The 13844-nt window shown below is 64.1% G+C and carries 12 protein-coding genes; 6 read left to right on the forward strand and 6 right to left on the reverse strand.

Features of this window, described 5'->3' with window-relative positions; genetic code table 11:
- Positions 1–122 precede the first annotated feature (122 nt).
- Positions 123–770: a TetR/AcrR family transcriptional regulator gene (locus AC51GT_RS15045; protein ID WP_496322813.1), complete on the forward strand. Its 648-nt coding sequence runs from the start codon at positions 123–125 to the stop codon at positions 768–770.
- Positions 771–925: 155 nt separating this feature from the next.
- Positions 926–1315 carry a PPOX class F420-dependent oxidoreductase gene (locus tag AC51GT_RS15050; RefSeq protein WP_496322814.1) on the forward strand — a complete coding sequence of 130 codons (390 nt, stop codon included), beginning with the start codon at positions 926–928 and terminating at the stop codon, positions 1313–1315.
- A 24-nt stretch (positions 1316–1339) separates the two neighbouring features.
- Here AC51GT_RS15050 and AC51GT_RS15055 read toward each other — a convergent pair whose 3' ends face one another.
- From AC51GT_RS15055 to AC51GT_RS15075, 5 genes are read right to left on the reverse strand one after another with little or no spacing between them, the layout of a single operon-like run.
- Positions 1340–2185: an HpcH/HpaI aldolase/citrate lyase family protein gene (locus tag AC51GT_RS15055; RefSeq protein ID WP_496329275.1), complete on the reverse strand. Its 846-nt coding sequence runs from the start codon at positions 2183–2185 to the stop codon at positions 1340–1342.
- Complete coding sequence (locus tag AC51GT_RS15060) at positions 2182–3345, reverse strand: acyl-CoA dehydrogenase family protein (protein WP_496329276.1); 1164 nt, start codon at positions 3343–3345, stop codon at positions 2182–2184. Before AC51GT_RS15060 ends, AC51GT_RS15055 begins: the two co-directional genes overlap by 4 nt.
- Before the next feature lie 28 nt (positions 3346–3373).
- The gene (locus AC51GT_RS15065) at positions 3374–4747 is read right to left on the reverse strand and encodes an MmgE/PrpD family protein (protein WP_496329277.1); all 1374 of its coding nucleotides are present in this window, start codon (positions 4745–4747) and stop codon (positions 3374–3376) included.
- Positions 4744–5961 carry a CaiB/BaiF CoA transferase family protein gene (locus AC51GT_RS15070; RefSeq protein WP_496322818.1) on the reverse strand — a complete coding sequence of 406 codons (1218 nt, stop codon included), beginning with the start codon at positions 5959–5961 and terminating at the stop codon, positions 4744–4746. Before AC51GT_RS15070 ends, AC51GT_RS15065 begins: the two co-directional genes overlap by 4 nt.
- A complete protein-coding gene (locus AC51GT_RS15075; RefSeq protein WP_496322819.1) occupies positions 5958–6515 on the reverse strand; it encodes a MaoC family dehydratase in 558 nt (185 codons plus the stop codon). The genes AC51GT_RS15070 and AC51GT_RS15075 overlap by 4 nt, the downstream gene beginning before the upstream one ends.
- Positions 6516–6791: 276 nt before the next feature.
- Here AC51GT_RS15075 and AC51GT_RS15080 point away from each other — a divergent pair, with 276 nt between their 5' ends.
- The 3 genes from AC51GT_RS15080 to AC51GT_RS15090 all read left to right on the forward strand — a co-directional run bounded on the left by AC51GT_RS15080 (position 6792) and on the right by AC51GT_RS15090 (position 11963).
- Positions 6792–8870 (forward strand): hydantoinase/oxoprolinase family protein, encoded by a 2079-nt coding sequence (locus tag AC51GT_RS15080; protein ID WP_496329278.1) that lies wholly within the window; start codon positions 6792–6794, stop codon positions 8868–8870.
- Between the two features lies 1 nt (position 8871).
- Positions 8872–10692 carry a hydantoinase B/oxoprolinase family protein gene (locus AC51GT_RS15085; protein WP_496322821.1) on the forward strand — a complete coding sequence of 607 codons (1821 nt, stop codon included), beginning with the start codon at positions 8872–8874 and terminating at the stop codon, positions 10690–10692.
- Positions 10693–10769: 77 nt separating this feature from the next.
- On the forward strand, positions 10770–11963 hold the full coding sequence (locus AC51GT_RS15090; RefSeq protein ID WP_496329279.1) for an amidase: 1194 nt from the start codon (positions 10770–10772) through the stop codon (positions 11961–11963).
- A 10-nt stretch (positions 11964–11973) separates the two neighbouring features.
- Here the strand turns inward: AC51GT_RS15090 and AC51GT_RS15095 are convergent, their stop codons facing one another.
- Positions 11974–12720: a FadR/GntR family transcriptional regulator gene (locus tag AC51GT_RS15095; protein WP_496322823.1), complete on the reverse strand. Its 747-nt coding sequence runs from the start codon at positions 12718–12720 to the stop codon at positions 11974–11976.
- A 191-nt stretch (positions 12721–12911) separates the two neighbouring features.
- Here AC51GT_RS15095 and AC51GT_RS15100 point away from each other — a divergent pair, with 191 nt between their 5' ends.
- Entirely contained in the window at positions 12912–13694 is a 783-nt protein-coding gene (locus AC51GT_RS15100) for a GntR family transcriptional regulator (protein WP_496329280.1), read from the forward strand.
- Positions 13695–13844 lie beyond the last annotated feature (150 nt).

Raw genomic sequence — 13844 nt, forward strand, 5'->3', positions numbered from 1 at the left:
ATGTAAATCAACGCTGGACCAATAGTGGCAGGCTCAGACAGAAGTCGTCAAGAGACAAAATTCGGACATGGTCAATTGGCAGGGTCTGCGAAAAGGTGCCTGCGCGGGGTTATCATGTGGACGTGACACTTGCGGAAGCCGGAACGGGCCAGGTCAAGGCCGGTCTTCGGGAACGAAAGAAGCTACAGACGCGCGATCGGCTGATCGCGGCGGCGCTCGAACTATGCGATCAGCAGGGCTTCGAGGCGACCACCGTTGATCAGATCTCGGATGCTGCCGACATCTCCCCACGTACATTCAACCGGTATTTCGCCACGAAAGAAGACGTGGTGCTCGCCCCGATCGAAGACATGATCGCCTCGATGGTGACGGCTTTCGACGCCCAGCCGGTCACCGGCAACGAGATCGAGGCGTTGGTCAACGCGCAGGTGCAGATCCTCGGGGGGCAGTGTCCGGTCGGCGCCGGTGACCTCACCCGGTTCGAGACGATGAATCGGATCATCCAGAACGCGCCGTCGGTGAATGCGCGGAGCATCGAGCTCGGCGACAAGAAGTTCCGCAGCATCACCGACATGGTCGCTCAGCGCATGAACACCGACGCCGACGATCCGCGGGTGCGGGTCATCGTGTCGGTGTTCATGTCGCTCATGCACATCTCGCTCGATACCTGGCGGTGCGGGCGCTCCGGTGAGGTCGCCGACTCGGCAGCGGCCGGTGAGACCCTCAAAGCCACCTACAAGACTTTCTGTGAGATAGCCCGAAACATCTGAACCGCAACAAATCCGGCCGACAGGTGCCTGGGCGACACTGCGAGATGTCGGCATCGTGGTTACGCGGCCGAGCCCCGCTCGGCAATCCCTCTTCGGACGGGTCGCCTGACACCGAACCCGTAGCATCAGTGGAACAGGGCTACCGAAGGATTCCGATGACCACACCGTTTGGGCAAGCAGGCAACGCAAAGTACGTGCAACTGACCACTTTTCGCAAAGACGGTACCCCGGTGGCCACGCCGCTGTGGGCCGCGCTCGATGGCGAGGCGCTATTGATGTGGACCGTCGCCGACTCCTGGAAGGTCAAACGTCTGCGCCGCAACCCGGCCGTGATCGTGCAGGCGTGCGATGCACGCGGCAAGAAGACCTACGGCGAACCGGTTCGCGGGACCGGCACCGTCCTGGATCAGGCCGGCACCGACCACGTCCGCGACGTCGTGATCAAGAAATACGGCATCCTCGGCTGGATCACCGTGAAGGCCAGCCTGCTGCGGCGCGGCAAAGGTGGGACCGTCGGGCTGTCGATCACCGCTGACCCCGCGTGACAAAGCCGGGGTAGATCCCGTCGGTCAGTTCGAGGCCCGTTCGAGAACTCTCCGGGCCGACCGTGCGACGGCCTCATCGATCAGATTCCCCTGGGCGTCGGTCGCGACTCCACTGTCGGCACTCTCCAGTGCCTGCACGATTGCCGTTGCCGCATCGACGTCCCGCTGTGACGGGGTGTTCAGGGTGTGAACGGCCGCGATCTGCGAGGGATGGATGCAGGCGCGGCCGAAGAAGCCGAGCCGGCGTAACCGACGGGTCTCGTCGGCAAACACGTCGGTATCGCGGATGTTCGCAGATGCCGCCCCGAGCGGTGACAGGATTTTCGCCGCCACCGACGCGATCACAACCCGCGATCGCGCCCACAGCAGTTCCTCGCCGGTGGGGCCGGGTTCCAGATCCAGATCAGCGGCCAGGTCGACTTCGCCGATCTGCAGGAACGCCACCCGCGGCGCGGCGGCGATGGCCGCGGCGTTGAGAATGCCCTGTGCCGTCTCCAATAGGGGCGACACCGCCAGAGGTGTGCGCTGGTATTCGTTCTCCAACCGGACCAGGTCATAGTCCAGCAGGACAAGCGCCTGCACGTCATCGCATTTCGGCACGAAGAGACCGTCTGCACCCGCCCGGACAGCCATTGCGACTTCGTCGGCCTGCTGATCCCCGGCATTCACGCGGATCCAGATCGGGCAGGGGTGGGACTCGATACCGGACAGCCAGCGTTCGACGTCGACGAACGCCCTCTGTTTGTCGGCCGGTGCAACTGCATCCTCGAGATCGAGGACGATCGCGTCGGCACCGGACCCCAGGGCTTTGTCGAACCGGTCGGGCCGGTTGCCCGGCACATAGAGGTACGACCGGGCGCTCGTGGTCATCCGATGGACCCGTGGCCGGCGACGAGTGCCTTGGCGATGACGGTGCGCATGATGTCGTTGGTGCCTTCGCCGATCGACATCAGTGGTGCGTCACGGTAGAAGCGCTCGACGTTGAACTCGGTGGAGTAGCCGTAGCCGCCGTGTACGCGCATCGCCTCGAGGCTGGCGGTGATGGCGGTTTCGGAGGCGAAGTACTTCGCCATGCCGGCCTCCATGTCGATCCGGGCACCCGAATCAGCTTTGGATGCCGCCCAATAGGTCATCAGGCGCGCGGCCTGCAGTTGGGTGGCGATGTCGGCGAGTTTGAGCTGGATCGCCTGGAAGTCGGCGATCGGCTTGCCGAACGCGGTGCGCTCGCGCGCGTAGGTGAGCGCGGCGTCGTAGGAGGCCTGCGCGATACCCACGCTGCGGCCGGCGATGTTCAGGCGGCCGATCTCCAGCCCGGACAGCGCCTGCTGCAGACCGTGGCCCTCGATCCCGCCGAGCAGTGCATCTTCCGGGACGCGGACGTCATCGAGCAGGATCTCGCAGGACTCAGTGCCCTTGTAGCCCAGTTTGCCCATATCCCGTTGGACGTCAAAGCCGTTGGACGTGGTGTCGATCAGCAGCAGACTCATGCCCTTGTGGGCGGGGGTGGTGGTCGGATCGGTCTTGACCAGGACCGGCAACACATCGGCGTGGCGGGCGTTGGTGATCCAGGTCTTCATGCCACGCACCACGTAGTGGTCACCGTCTTTGGTGGCGGTGGTGGTGATGCCCTGTAGGTCGGTGCCGGCGCCGGGCTCGGTCAGGCCGATGCCGGTGCGGCATTCACCGCTGGCGAGTCTGGGTAGCCACTGCTGCTTCTGGGCCTCGGTGCCGTGCTTGGCGATCATCCAGCACGAGAGGTTGTGGCTGCCGAGGATGCCGGCGATACCCATCCAGCCGCGGGCGATCTCCTCGTAGACCAGGGTGAACGAGACCATGTCGAGCGCCAGGCCGCCGTATTCCTCGGGAGTCGTGATGCCGAAAAGGCCCATCGCCTTGAGGTGTTCGACGATTTCGGTGGGATAGCGACCCGAGCGCTCCCACTCGTTGGCGACCGGGATGATCTGCTTGTCGACAAGCTGGCGCAATGCGGCCCGGAAATCGTTCTGTTCCTGGGTGAAGGTGAAGTCCATGGTGCTCCTGGTCTGAAAGAAGTGGTGGTCAGCGAAGATCGACGACGATGTCGGCGGCCGACGTGGTCAGGGGGTGCAACGACGGCGCGTCGTCGAGGTGGAGCAGGAACTCGGCCAATTCTTGTGCGGCAGGGTGATTGCCACAGTTCTGGGCGAATTTCGCGATGAGGTCGGCGTCGGAGATCGGGACTGCAGTGGTGCCGCGACTGCCCGCGACGTCACCGATCAGCGTGCTGCCGTCGGCGAGGCGGATCTCTGCGTGGCCCGGTGCATCCGCGGCCGGCCCTGTCGTCTCGGTGATCTGGACAACCACCTTGGCTGCGGTCTGCAGTACGTCGGCGCGGGCGATGGCGGTATCAGAGTACGTCCCGAGGGTGACGCTGCCATCATGGATCAGGGAGGCGGCGCTCCATGGCAGGTCGAACTTCGCATCGTAAATCGTTCGGGGTAAGCGCTTTCCGGCCTCGGGCGGGCAGACGATGGGAGCGCTGTCGGGATGGACATGCAGCACGATCGATTCGACGGCCCCCGGATCGACCGACCGGTCGACGAGTGCGGCGGCAACCGCGTCGAGGGAGACGTGCATCAGCTGGCAACTGGGGTACGGCTTGATCCCGATGTTGCCGGCCTGCCAGGTGGTCCCGAGGTCGCCGATGAGGGCGTCGGTATCCGGTGCCCTACCGGCCAGGGCCGCGAAGAGTCCGCGGGGTCCTTCGAGTACTGATGCCGGTCCGGTGACACCCTGAGCGGCCAGCCGCACCGCCAGGATTCCGTTCAGGTTGGCCGAGCCCGGGTGCACGATCTTTGTGTTGTCGCCGGTTTCCAGGAACTCCAACAGCCCGCTGGACGACGATCCGGCGATCCCGAGGGCATGTGCTGTGCGAGCTCCGGAGAACAGGTGCAGCCGAGCGGCGGTGATGGCCGAGGCGAGCGGTCCGACCATGCCGGTGGCATGAAGTCCTCGGGCGTGGAACGCATGTGGTGCAGCGGCGCCGATCCGGCAGGCGACCTCGAGGCCCACGGTGACTGCGCTGAGCACCTCGGTGCCCGACGACGCGAGTTGTTCTCCCACGGCCAGGGCGGTCGGGGCGACCACCACGGTGGGGTGCACCAACGCGCCGGCGTGGGTGTCGTCGAAGTCCAGTGCGTGCATCAGGACTCCGCCGGCAAACGCGGCCGCGGGCGCGGAGATCGCGGTCCGGTCTCCGAGCGGATGCGCCTGTGGTGGTCCGCCGAGCTCACGGGCGACGGTCAGCCCGGCGTCACCGTCGCCGAATTGCCTTGCAGCGATGCCATTTCCGATCCCATCCATCAGGTGCCGTGCAGCCTCGTGACGAACTTCATCGGGGATGTCGGAGTGACGGAGGCCGGCTGCCCAGTCGGCCAGTTGTTGGCCGATCATCGCGATGCGATCTCGGTGTCCGGGCCGAAAGCCCCCGCCTTGGCCAGTTCGGCGATGCGCTCGGCGGAGTAACCGGGGAGTGCGGCGAGGACGTCGGCGGAATGCTCACCCCGCAGCGGGGCCCGGCGATGCGTGATCTCCTCGGTACCGAACCGAACCGGCGAGACGACCTGCTCGATCTCACCCCAGACCGGATGCTCGGTCTTTGCGATGAGTCCACGTGCGATGGTGTGCGGTTCCCGCAGGGCCTGCGCCACGTCGTTGATCGGTCCGCTGGGCACGCCGGCGGGGGTGAGCAGCGCCAGCCAGTGGTCCACGGTGTTCTCGGCAAATCGCTTCTCGAGGATGGGCAGCAGGTCGTCCTTGTATTCGCCTCGGGTGGTGAAGGATTCGAATCGCGGGTCGTTGCCCAGTTCGGGTAGGCCGATGGCCTCGATGAGCCGGTTCCAGAACTTTTCCTTGGCGCAGCCGACGACCAGCCAGCCGTCGGAGGCCTCGAATGCCTGGAACGGCACCAGCGACGGATGAGCGGAGTTCTTGGTTCGGACGGGCTCGTAACCGGCGTTCAGATGCCAGGTGGCGGGATAGGTGAGCATCGAGATCGCGGTGTCGTAGAGCGAGAGGTCACAGTCCCCACCGACGCCGTCGCGGCGGGCCGCATGCAATCCGACCATCAGGCTCAGCGCGGCGATGTACCCGCCGCAGAAATCGACAAGGGAGAGTCCGGATTTGGTGGGTGGGCCCTCGGGGTCGCCGGTCAGGCTCATCCAGCCGGCCAGGCCTTGCAGGATGTAGTCATAGCCGGGTTCGTTCGCGCGGGGACCGGTCATCCCGAAGCCGGTCAGGCTGCAGCAGACGATGGCCGGGTTGAGGTGCTTGAGGTCCTCGTATCGGATCCGCAGCTTTGCCGGTACGTCACCGCGCAGGTTCGAGTAGACCGCGTCGCTGGTCCGGACCAGATCTTCGAAGACCGCCCGACCCGCATCGGTTGTCAGATCGAGCGAGATGCTCCGTTTGTTGCGGTTGAAGGTCTCGAAGAACAGCGAATCCTCACCCTTGTTGTAGGGCGGGACATAACGGCCCACGTCGCCGCCGACGCTCGGGTCCTCGATCTTGACGATGTCCGCACCCATATCGGCGAGATGGACACTGCCGAACGGTCCCGCACCGTACTGCTCGAGCGAGATGATGCGGACGTCTTCGAGTGGCTTCACTGCGTTCCCTCGTTCTTCATCGCCTCGGCGAGTGAGGCCAACGATTCTCCCTCGACCTCAGGAAAGTAGCCCTGACCGATTCCGCTCTCGCGGGTTGCGACCATCACCGAACGCTTCCACGAGATGATGACCTTGCCGTCCTGGTTCACACCCCGGGTGATCATCGAGACGACGCCGGCATAGGGGCGACTCTTCGATTTGTGCAGCCCGGTGCAGACACTCTCCGCATACAGGGTGTCACCGACGTAGACCGGATGACTGAGCTTGACGTCGGTGAACTCCATGTTCGCAACGGCGTTCTGACTCATGTCGATGACCGACAACCCGAGTACCACGGCGATGGTCAGTCCGGAGTTGACGATGATCTGCCCGTCGGTGATCGGATTCTGTGCGGCCAGGTGGCTGTTGAAGTGATTCTGATTCGTGTTCATCGAGAGGCAGGTGATCCAGGCGTTGTCTGTTTCGGTGATCGTTCGCCCGAGTGGGTGCTGGTAGGTGTCCCCGATCTCGTAGTCCTCGAAGAACCGACCCAGGGTTGCGGGATGGACCGTCACATTGCCTCCTTGTTTGCGGGCACGGGACCGAGCGCGGCCCGCCCTCTCGAGCTAAACATCAGATGTATGTAGCCGTCAAGGTGCGAAACCTGGCGGTTTGCTGCGAATTATCGTTTGAGACTAGCGAAAAGTTCCGAGGTATTGCAGGATGTGGACCAGAGGCCGGCATGGCCGAGGTCACAGTGACTTCGTTTTTGGACTCTGGTTCGCATGCAGAGACGAGACCGAATCCAGCCCTGGCGTGGTCGGTGAGCGCAGTTGAGAGAATGGATTTCCATGAAACGTATTGGAGTGGATGTCGGTGGCACGTTCACCGACCTCGTGCTGTGGGACGACGACGGAAACGTCACCGTGCACAAAACGCCGTCGACCAACCACGACCCCTCGATCGGGACGATGGACGGTATCGAGGTACTCGCCAAGCGTGCGGGGCTCGTCCCGTCCGATATCGAGATGTTCTTTCACGGCACCACCGTGGCGACCAATATCGTTCTCGAACACAACGGCAGTGACGTCGGCATGATCACCACCGACGGCTTCCGCGACATCTTGCACATCGCCCGCAAGAAGCGGCCCCTGAATTACTCGAATTACCAGGATCTGCCCTGGCAGAAGTGGCAGCTGGTGCCGCGTCGCAACCGCCGCACCGTCGCCGAGCGGATCGACGCCGCAGGCAACATCCTGACGCCCCTCGACGAGGACGCCGTCCGGCGGGAGACCCGGCTCCTGCGCGAACGCGGTGTCGAGGCGATCGCGGTCGCCTTCCTGCATGCCTACCGCAACCCGGTACACGAGCAGCGCGTCAAGGAGATCATCACCGAGGAGTACCCCGGTGTGTTCATCTCGCTCTCCAGCGAGGTCGCCTCGCAGTACCGCGAGTACGAGCGGTTCTCCACCACCGCACTCAATGCGTTCGTCGGTCCCAAGACCTCGACGTACATCGCGAACCTCGCTGCCAAGGCCAAGGCCGCACAGGTCGGCGAAGACGTGCACCTGATGACGTCGGCCGGAGGCCTGGTCACCTCGCGCAGCGCCAGTGACATTCCGGTGTCGCTGCTGACCAGCGGCGTTATTGCGGGTCTTCTCGGCGGTTGCGCGATCGGCAAGGCGTCGGGTTATCCCAGCGTCATCACCCTCGACGTCGGCGGCACGTCCGCGGACATCGGTGTGGCACCCGACGGCAAGCTGCGCATGAAGCACCTGCTCGACACCCAGGTCGGCGATTACCACGCGATGGTCCCGATGGCCGAGGTCGACACCATCGGCGCCGGTGGCGGGTCGATCGCCACCATCGACGAGGGCGGCATGTTCCGGGTCGGTCCCCGCAGCGCCGGCGCCGTGCCCGGACCGGCCTGCTACAACCGCGGCGGTACCGAACCCACATCGACCGACGCCATGGTCGTGATGGGCTGGTTGCGGGAAGACAGCTTCCTGTCCGGGACCATGGCGATCAAGCCGGAGCTGGCCACCGAAGCGGTCAAGACCCACATCGCCGACAAGCTCGGCTCGGACGTCGAACACGCCGCGATGGGCATCTTCAAGATCCTCGCCCACTCGATGACCGAGGCCATCAGCCTGCACTCGGTGCGCAAAGGGTATGACCCACGCGACTTCTCGTTGATCGCCGAGGGTGGTGCCGGACCGCTGTACGCATGGCAGATCGCCGACCAGCTCGGCATCCCACGCGTGATCATCCCCGGTCACCCCGGCATCACCTCTGCGGTGGGACTGCTGACCACCGACATCCGGTACGAGGTGCCGACCACGGTCTGGACATCCTCGGCCGAGCCTGATCTCGAGCTGCTCCGCACCCAGATGGACCGCCTGGCGACGGACGCGGTGGCCCAGTTGAAGGCTGACGGCATCAGTGACGACGACATCTCGCTGGAGCGAAGTGTCGACTGCCGTTATGTGGGACAGGGTTACGAACTCCGCGTCATCGCGCCGGACGGCGACATCGACGAGGCGTGGGTGAAAGCAACGGCCGAGGCGTTCCACGAAGCGCACGGACGCACGTACTCGCAGCGGTTCGACGACAAAGCGGTGCAGCTGGTCAACATTCGCGTGACCGGTGTCGGTGCGGTCGAGCACGTACGTATCGCCGAGATCGAAAAGGGTGACGCCGACGCCAGCGCCGCGATCGCCACCACCACCCGGGCGCTGTTCTGGAAGTCGGAGAACGCCGACCCCGAATGGGTGCAGACACCGATCTATGAACGCGCACTGCTGAAGGCGGGCAACGTGTTCGAGGGTCCGGCGATCGTGCAACAGTTCGACTCGACGACCATTGTCGGCATCGGCCAGCGGGCCACGGTCGACGCCGTCGGGCACATCATCATCGAGAGGAACTCCTGACATGGCCAAGACCCTGATGCCCAAAACCGGTGTCTCGCTGGCAGCTGAGGGCCACCGCACCTGGAACGATGTCGAGGTCGACCCGATCACCCTGCGCGTGATCGGCGGTGCCCTGAACTCGATGGCCAAGGAAATGGCCCAGGTGCTCTACCGGATGGCGTACTCCAGCCTGATCCGGGAATCCGAGGACCTCGGTGCCGGCATCTTCGATGTCAACGGACGTGAACTGTGCGAATCGGATTCGACCCCGATGCACTGCGGTTCGATCCCGGCCTACATCCGCGGCATCAACCGCAAGCTGGCCGGCACGTACAACCCGGGTGATGTTGTCCTGCACAACCATCCGTACCACGGTGCGGCGCACTCGCCGGACTACGGTGTGGTCATCCCGATCTTCTGGGAGGGTCAGCACATCGGTTTCGCCGGTTGCACCGGGCACGTCTCGGATATCGGCGGCAACTTCCCGGGCCTGTGCATGGATGTCGTCGACGTCTGGGCCGAGGGCAAGCTCATGGACTCGATGAAGATCTATGACGCCGGCGTCCGCAACGAGATGCTGATCCAGCACATCCTGGACAACGTCCGCACCCCCGAACAGAACCGCGGCGATCTCGAAGCGTTGATCGCCTGCTCGCGCATCGGTGAGAAGCGTTTTGTCGAGCTGCTGGAGAAGTACGGCCTCGACGTGGTGATGAGTGCTGCCGAGCGGTGGATGGACTACTCGGAGTCCATGCTGCGCGCCAAGATCCGCGAGATCCCCGACGGCAGCTACGAGGCTCCCGTCGGCTACCTCGACGATGACGGCAAGAATCGCGGCGAGCCGGTGGCAGTTGCGGTCCGGGTGCAGGTCGATGGCGACAACGTCCTGATCGACCTGACCGGGTCCAACCCGCAGGTCCCCACGGCCTTCAACGTCCCGTTCGAGGGTTCGGTGCTGCCGGTGGCGGTCAGCGCAATCCGGACCATCCTGCTCGACGAGGAGCTGACCGAGGAGTTCGTCCCGCAGAACGACGGCTGCTTCCGGCCGGTGAAGGCATACGCGCCCGAGGGCACGATCTTCAACCCGGACTTCCCGGCATCGTGTTTTGCGCGGTTCTCTCAGGTCAACCGGATCTTCGACTCGATCAACCTCGCACTGGCGCCGGTACTTCCGGACCGGGCGATCGCCGGTTCGTCGGCTGCGCTGTGTGCCATCGCCTATTCGGGTGTGGCCGCCGACGGTGAGTCGTACTGGGTCTACATCGAGATCAACGAGGGCTCCTACGGTGCGCGCAACGGCAAGGACGGGATGGACGCCGTCGACACGCTGATGGCGAACACCCGGAACAACCCGATCGAGGAACTCGAGCTCAACCACGCGATGCGTGCCGAGCGCTATGAACTCCGCGACGAGGCCCCGGCGCCGGGCAAGTGGCGCGGTGGCATCGGCAGCGTGCGTACGTGGCTGATGGAGACCGACACGTTCCTCGGCTCGGAAGCCGACAACCGCAACGACCCACCCGCCGGAGCCCTCGGTGGCTTCAACGGAACGTCCGGATCGTTCACCCGCAACCCGGGGACCGATCGGGAAGAGGTGTTGTACTCCAAGGTCACCCAGGAAGTCATCCGGGCGGGGGAGACCCTCGAGATCAAGATGCCCTCCGGCGGCGGATTCGGTGATCCGTTCGAACGGGACGCCTTCGCGGTGTTGTCGGACGTCTGGGACGAGTACCTCACGGCCGAAGAAGCCCGTCGCGACTACGGCGTTGTCGTCGACACCGAGAAGTGGGTTGTCGACGACGCGGCGACCGCCACACTGCGCGATGCCAAGGTGGCGAGCTGAATCTCTCGCAGGGCGGTGCCGGCGACGAAGCCGGCACCGCCCGCGAGGCCCCTTCGATCACCGACACCGTCAATTCGGTGATCACCTGGATTGATCCGACACCCGATGTCGACGGCCCGCTCGCGGGTATGCGTATCGGGGTGAAGGACAATATCGAGGTCGCGGGCGTCCGATCTACCTGCGCGTCAGTATTTTTCGCAGATCGAGTGGCGACCGCGGATGCGGCGGTGGTGGCGCGGTTGCGTGCTGCCGGTGCGCAGATCACCGCAACCCTGAACATGGCCGAATTTGCGGTCGGGGTGACATCACAGAACTCGGCAGCCGGCGGCCCTCGCAATCCGTGGGACCCCGCGCGGGTACCTGCTGGTTCCAGTGGTGGCTCGGGAGCTGCCGTGGCCGCCGGCCTCGTCGATGTGGCGCTCGGGACCGACACCGGCGGATCGATCCGGTTGCCGGCCTCCGCATGCGGGGTCGTCGGGTTGCGACCGTCGCTCGGGCTCATCGATACCACCGGAATCTATCCGGTCAGTGCGTCTTTCGACACCGTCGGACCACTGGCCCGGTCGGTGGAGCAGGTCAAGGCGGTCTTCGACGTGTTGGTGCCGACCGCCGATGTCCCCCTGCCGGACAGATGGCGGATCGCGATGCCCGTCCCGTTCATCACCGACGACATCGATCCCGCGATACTGGCGGCGGTCGCGGCCAGCGGACGGATACTCCAAGACTTGGGACACAACGTTGTTCGTGACCAGCTGGTAGGTATGGAAGATGCGCAAGACATCGTCTACACGATCGTCTACGCCGATCTCGCCGACCTGCATCGGGCGCGGCTGCGGGATGATCCAGAGAAGTTCCAGCAGGCAACGCGCGAACGTATCGAACAGGGGCTGGTGATCTCGGCGACGGCGAAAGAGCACGCTCTTGCCCGTCGGATTGATTTCCACGGTGCGATGCGTGAGTACTTCGCCGAAGTCGATGTTGTTCTGACACCAACACTTCCGGTCGACGTCCCGCACATCGTCGGTGGCGACGATGTGATCGCACAGTCGCGACGACTGGGTCAACTGAGCTATCCGTGGTCGTTGCACGACGGACCGACGCTGAGTATTCCGGTCGGTGTTCATCCGGCCTCGGGTATGCCGATCGGCGCGCAGCTCACTGCCGCCCGGGGTGGCGAACAGGTGCTGTTCGCAGTGGCGCAGTCTCTTCAGGATCAGATCGGATGGCAGCGAAAAGTGCCGCCGCTCAATGTGATGAGGATGAACGAGTAGACGATCAGCCTCAACGCGTAGGCCGATCGGGATCGGTGAGCAGCAGATCCATCTGCTTGTAGGCGTCGCCGAGGTGGTCGAGATGCCGGCGCATGAGGTTCATCGTGCTGATCGAATCGCGTCGTTCGAAGGCGTCGAGCAGCGCTCCGTGGTCGTCGGCGACACACGTGAAGAAACCTTCGGGGGCCGATTCCCGGCCGAATCTGCTTCCCAGGACCCGGAACACGGGGGCGGTGACCAGTTCGAGCAACGGGTTGTTGGCCGCGCGCAGGATCACCAGGTGAAAGCCCTGGTTTTTCGTGAACGTCTCCGGGCCGATGGTCCCGGTCGGATCGAAGATGGTGGCGCGTAGTTCTTCCAGCTGTGCTTCGGTGTGCCGGTAGGCCGCAACGCCGGCGGCGGGGACCTCGATGAGCGCTCGCACCTCCATCAGTTGGTCGACGGTGACGGCCGATGCGGCGGTCATGAGTGTGACGCCGGTTTCGATGTGAGCGCTGATGTGGTCGATGGTGGGAACAGATACGAAGGTACCGCCGGTGACGCCCCGAGTGGTGTGGACGAGGTTCTGGCTGGCCAGCGACCGAATTGCCTCGCGAACGGTGCTCTGGCCGACACCGTACTCGCTGCGCAGTTCGGCTTCTGTCGGCAGGCGTGCTCCCGGCTGCAGTTCACCCGAGATGATGCGCTTGCGGATCGCGTTCGCCAGGACTGCGTACGCCGGGTCTGGGGAGCGTTGAAGATCCTCTGGCACAATCATTTCCGATCATCGCTCAAGCCTTGAGTTAGATGATCAGCTTAGCTCAGTGCTGCGCTCGGAGGCCTGCGACGGTCGTGGTCGGAACAACCTGCCGGTGCCGGTCTGGGTCGCGCCCCATCTGATCTGATACCGTTGATTGTTGACAATCTACCAAAGCGGTGGGTGGTGCGTGTGAGGTGGGGTGATCAAGGGTGGATTCAGTGAATCCGGCTGACCGGGTGCGCAAACGCACAATCCGCTCCCGGATCCTCGAACCGCTGGTCCAGGAGTCGACCCCGGCCATCATCGCACGTCAGCTGCGCAGCGCCATTGCAAACGGTGACTTTCCACCTGGCTTCCAGCTGACCGAATCCGGGCTCGCCGCCGACCTCGGGGTGAGCCGTGGACCGCTTCGGGAAGCCATGCAGCGGCTCACACAGGAGGGTCTACTGGTCAGCCACCGAAATCGCGGGTTGTTCGTGATCACCATGGACGACGACGACATCCGTGACATGTACGTCGCGAGGACCGCAGTGGAGCGGGCCGCCCTCGAGCAAGTGATCCTGCGAACCCCCGATGAGGCGGCAGGGGTTCTCGCCGGTTGCGTCGCCGACATGGCGCGATATGTCGACGATCCGAACGGTCCGCAGATCGCGGATGCGGACATGGCTTTTCACCATGCACTGGTCGAACTTTCCGGCAGTTCGCGTCTGTCGCGACTGCACGAGACGATCCTGGTGGAGACCCGCATGTGCCTGGGGGCGATGCGCGGAACCTATGTGTCGGCGCAGGAACGGATCGCCGAACATGGCCGAATCGTCGAGGCGATCGAGGCCCGTGACATGAAGCTTGCCGATGAAGTGATGATCGATCACATGCGCGACGGGTTGAACCGGATCATTTCCGAACCGGGTGCGGAGTCGCATTTTCCCGGTGCCGCCCTCGATCCGAGTCCCAATGTGCCCGTGAATCCGCTACCGGGTTCGCATACCTGATCCAGCGACTGGCGCTGATCAACCCCTTTAGGAGGATGTCACAGAAGACAAGAACGTTCTTTTGCTTTCAAGCACATGGAAGCAGATTTCTCTTGTGGGCATCGAAGACATCGAGATCGATTGGATGTCTTCAGATTTGAGGAGTTATCA

The organism is Williamsia sp. z34 (genome assembly GCF_059553395.1).